The sequence below is a fragment of the Thermogutta sp. genome (assembly GCF_014359955.1).
In the GTDB taxonomy this organism is placed as follows: Bacteria; Planctomycetota; Planctomycetia; order Pirellulales; family Thermoguttaceae; genus Thermogutta.
This window is the reverse complement of sequence record NZ_JACIYL010000412.1, coordinates 1-3944: the sequence shown is the minus strand read 5'-3', so window position 1 is coordinate 3944 and position 3944 is coordinate 1. Positions and strand designations below refer to the sequence as shown.

The following is a 3944-nucleotide window of genomic DNA, read 5'->3' as shown; positions in this document are numbered from 1 at the left end:
AGGCCGCCCATCGCATCGTCAAACAGGAGAAAAGCAAGCAGAAACCGCTCGATCGCGCCCTGTATGACGGAGAGGACTTCGAGCTCATCCTGGCTGTCCCTCCGGCGGAGGCGCAACGCATGCTCAAGGATCAGCCCCTCTCTGTCAAACTCACGGATATTGGCGAGTTTGTCCCGGAGAAAGGGCTGTGGTTGGAGAAAGGAAAGAAACGCACAGCTCTCCAGCCAAAAGGCTACGAGCACTTACTCACCTGATTGAGGGGTGCGGTCACACCTGTGGAATTAATCGCAGCTCCGGTAAATGGTTTCTTTGGGCCATTGATGATCTTACGTGCAGAGCAGATGGCAGATTATCCCGTCAGCACAGGAGAGTATCTCCTCCTTTCGACCAGTGAGGAAACAACTCGGAAAATGGGCGAGATTCTGGCGGGGCTCCTTTCTCCCCCGTCGCTGGTGGGACTAATAGGGACCCTAGGGTCGGGCAAGACGAGACTGGTCCAGGGGCTTGCGCGCGGCTGCGGAGTGGCCGAAGCCGCCGTCATCAGTCCCACGTTTGTCCTTATTCACGAATACCCCGGACGGATACCGGTTTTCCATTTTGATGTCTATCGCCTCAAGGACAGCGAGGAATTCCTCGAACTGGGTGTGGACGAGTATTTCCAGAGACCAGGCATCTGCGTGGTGGAATGGGCGGACAGGGTAGCTGACGTCCTTCCCCCCGATCGGCTGGATATTGAACTGAGCATCGTCGATTCCTCCACCCGGCGCGTCATTTTGAGACCTTCCGGCGAACATTACCGTCAGGTGGCGGAGAAAATGATGTCAGTTTGGCATCACCCGTCTGGGTAAAACCATTATTGTTAAGATCCAACTCATAACGGCGACCGGGACCCGCAATGGGTTGCGCGATCCTGGGCCGGTCCCGTGGGACTTACCGGTTGTTTAATCTTATGGGAGTTCCTCCAACGCGTTTGGCTTTGCTCGACGATAAGTTAGCAAGTCGGCGCTGTGCCCGGGGCGGCCCGTTCAACGGGAGAAAGTCATCAGCCGACGCTCCCCCTGTTGGGGATACGCGTCCTTGAAGGGTACGCGATACAATGAGATCGACATTAGAAAGCTCACGCTGAACTCCCACGTGGTGGGCTGAGGGAGTCATGATTATGAATCGCTCTCAACTGTTTTCCGTGGCTGCTGTGGCCTTTGGCATGATTCTCGGCGTTTTGGGCGAATTGCCGAGGACTTTCGCACAGACGACGGGGACCAGCCTCTTTGGCACCTCGCAAACCTTAGGAAGCAGTCTCACGCCGGGTACCAGCACGCGGATTTCTGGGAGCAGTCGGTCCGGCACGGGATTAGGAACAACGTCCTCCATCCCTATCACGAGCGGCCAATTTATGAATATTCAGGCCGTCAATATGGCGCAGCAACTCTTTGGAAGCTCGAATTCCTTCGTCGGGGCGGAGGCCTCGGAGGCGTTTAATCCGCTGAGTATGCAGGGCACTGGAACGAGCCGTTCCGGGGTCAGTTCCGGCTTGACCAGTCGCGGTTCTCTCTCCACGCTGGGGCGGAGCACGTTGGGAACTTCGCTTCTCGGTGGCCGGAGCCTCCTGGGTTCGAGTCGATCCATGCTCGGCTCCCGCAGCTCGTCACGTATCAGATCGTTCGGGCGGGGTCGCACACAACAGGACGTTATCCCGTCGGCACTCCGAGTGGGATTTAGTGCCCCCCAACCGCCAGCGCAAGTCGTATCGCAGGAGTTGACCGCCCTGGTCTCGCGGGTCACCAGCCAGCGATCGGCCAACGGCATGCCGCCCAGCGTTCAGGTGGCCGTCGAAGGCCGGACGGCGATCCTCAAGGGGACGGTTCCTTCGGCGAATGATCGGCTTGTGCTGGAACGGTTGCTGTTGCTGGAGCCGGGAATCGATAAAGTTCAGAACGAACTGGTGGTTGCTGCCCCAACCGGCCAATGAGGGTCCCCGGACTGACGGGAGCCTCCGGTGGGGAGTAAGTTAAGGGGCTTCCCGGTGGCGACCAGCGGTGAAATTGCTGTTCCGTCTGCGTGGAGACCGCCGCGTCGCTTGCTTTTCCCACCTGGTTACTATCCGCCGCTGCGGGCTGGGAATTGGCGGGAGCAGAGGTCTCGAAGGTGGACGATGCCTGGCCCGATGGAAACGCCCCAGGCCCCTCGTTCCCCGAGACGCTGGAACTGACTGGGCCAATCGGCCCATGCCGCGAAAGGCTCAGCGTCAGCGTCTGCATTCGTCGTCGGGGTGCCGCACTGTTGTCGGACTGATTCCGTTCAGGTACGGCACTCTCCGACGTGGGCGCAGTACGGCTCTCTCCGGGGGGCGCGGTTCCACCGGCCTGGATCACCCCGGCCTGCCCGCCTGTCCCACTTTGCGCCGCAGAAGTTGGAACCACTGCGCGGTCCTGAACGGCCCTGGGTTGGGCGGTGGGCTGCGGCGATGTTCCGTTCTGGCCTGATTGCCCAGCGAGGAACGAGGAATCCAGACCGGGAAGGAAAACCCGCGCCTGTTCGCTGACCACGGAGGGACCATTTTCCGGAATAAACCGGGCGATGAGGCTGATTCGCTGGGCTTTGGGCGAAAATTCATCCCAGGGGATCAGGATGTTGTAGGACGGTCCGAGCTTGGACTCCGCATAAACCTTTTCCAGTTGCTCGTTGGTGAAGACGAACTTTCTCACGGGTTTCAGGTTCTCGGGAGGTGGTAAATTATCATCAAAGGCATAGACAACGAGGGTTCCCCGGACCTTCATGGGGCGACTCATGTCGGCCGGGTAGAAATAAACCCGACCGCCGAATCCGCGGTAAGGCGGGGCGGAACGGCGTTCGATGAGGGCTTCCGTCCAGAACACCACAACGGATTGCACCGGCTTATCGGAAACCTCTTGCCAGGGGATGTTCCGCCGCAGGTCGAACCGGGCGCATCCCACCGCCAAGGCGGGAAGCACCGTGAGGATGCAAATCCAATGCAGTAAGTTGCTGGTTTGCGCACTCGGTTTTTCGCCGAGGGTCCTTTCCGGAGTTGGGGTTTTGCTTCCTTGCCAGTTCCACCGCATATGTGTCGATCTCCGTATCCCGATTTCCGTCATTTGGCCGTTCCTGGATGAGTCGCCTCATCTTCCCGGCGTTGATCCCAGGGGGCGTGCCCCTGGCACATTGTGCGGGGCAGCGGTTTCCTGTCGAAACGGGTTGGAAGGATCCGCCGGGACGCTGTCAGAGACGTGGGTGACACCCACCTGATCGGTCGGCGTCCCGTAGCCAGGCGTCGCAACGGGCGCTCCCAGGATGGGCGACGGTCCGAACTGGCTTTGAGTGTCGTTCATCGGTTGAGCAGGCTGCGTCCCCGAAGGCATAGGAGTGGGAATCACCTCCCGCCCTTCCGTGCCGGGGGTTGCGGGTGTGGGCATGGGGCCCTGTTCGACGTTGCCCGTGGCTGGCGGGGCCATGCCGTCGTGGAGCGCCACCACATCCGCCAGACACCAATGCATTCGGGCGGCCTCGATCTGTTTCACACGCTCAATGTCCTCCTCCGAGCGAACCACGTGCGGAGTGAGAATGATGAGCAACTCGGACCGCGACGACTCGTCAATGTCGTAGCGGAAGAAATGCCGCAGGATGGGGATATCGCTCAGTCCGGGAATCCTTCGGTTAGTCACCGACCGGCTCTTGGTGATCAACCCGGCCAGGATGATCGTCTGACCATCGGCAGCGCTGACGGTGGTCTGGGCACGGGTCGTGTTGATTCGCGGTGAGCGAATGACCTGACCGGAAGCGGACACCGAAATGGGAATCCCCTCGGACTCCGGCCCGACATCGGATTTTTCCGCGTTGATTTCCATCACCACCTGACCATCGGGACTGATCCGCGGACGCACCAGGAGGATCAGACCTGTGTTGGTGAAACTCACGCTGTTCACCTG

At 60.0% G+C, this 3944-nt stretch carries 4 protein-coding genes and 1 pseudogene; 3 read left to right on the top strand and 2 right to left on the bottom strand.

Annotation, left to right across the window (positions count from 1 at the left end; translation table 11 throughout):
- The 3 genes from H5U08_RS12250 to H5U08_RS12240 all read left to right on the top strand — a co-directional run.
- Positions 1–254 (top strand): hypothetical protein (locus H5U08_RS12250; protein ID WP_297033418.1); only part of this gene is annotated, 254 nt, incomplete at its 5' end.
- Between the two features lie 87 nt (positions 255–341).
- Positions 342–848 carry a tRNA (adenosine(37)-N6)-threonylcarbamoyltransferase complex ATPase subunit type 1 TsaE gene (gene tsaE / locus H5U08_RS12245; RefSeq protein ID WP_297033416.1) on the top strand — a complete coding sequence of 169 codons (507 nt, stop codon included), beginning with the start codon at positions 342–344 and terminating at the stop codon, positions 846–848.
- A gap of 311 nt (positions 849–1159) precedes the next feature.
- Entirely contained in the window at positions 1160–1969 is an 810-nt protein-coding gene (locus tag H5U08_RS12240) for a BON domain-containing protein (RefSeq protein WP_297033414.1), read from the top strand.
- Here the strand turns inward: H5U08_RS12240 and H5U08_RS12235 are convergent.
- Both H5U08_RS12235 and H5U08_RS12230 read right to left on the bottom strand, forming a co-directional pair.
- Positions 1851–3080 (bottom strand): hypothetical protein, encoded by a 1230-nt coding sequence (locus H5U08_RS12235; RefSeq protein ID WP_297033411.1) that lies wholly within the window; start codon positions 3078–3080, stop codon positions 1851–1853. The two genes, H5U08_RS12240 and H5U08_RS12235, sit on opposite strands and share 119 nt — an antisense overlap.
- 57 nt (positions 3081–3137) lie before the next feature.
- Positions 3138–3944, bottom strand: a pseudogene (locus H5U08_RS12230) (hypothetical protein); the annotation flags it as partial.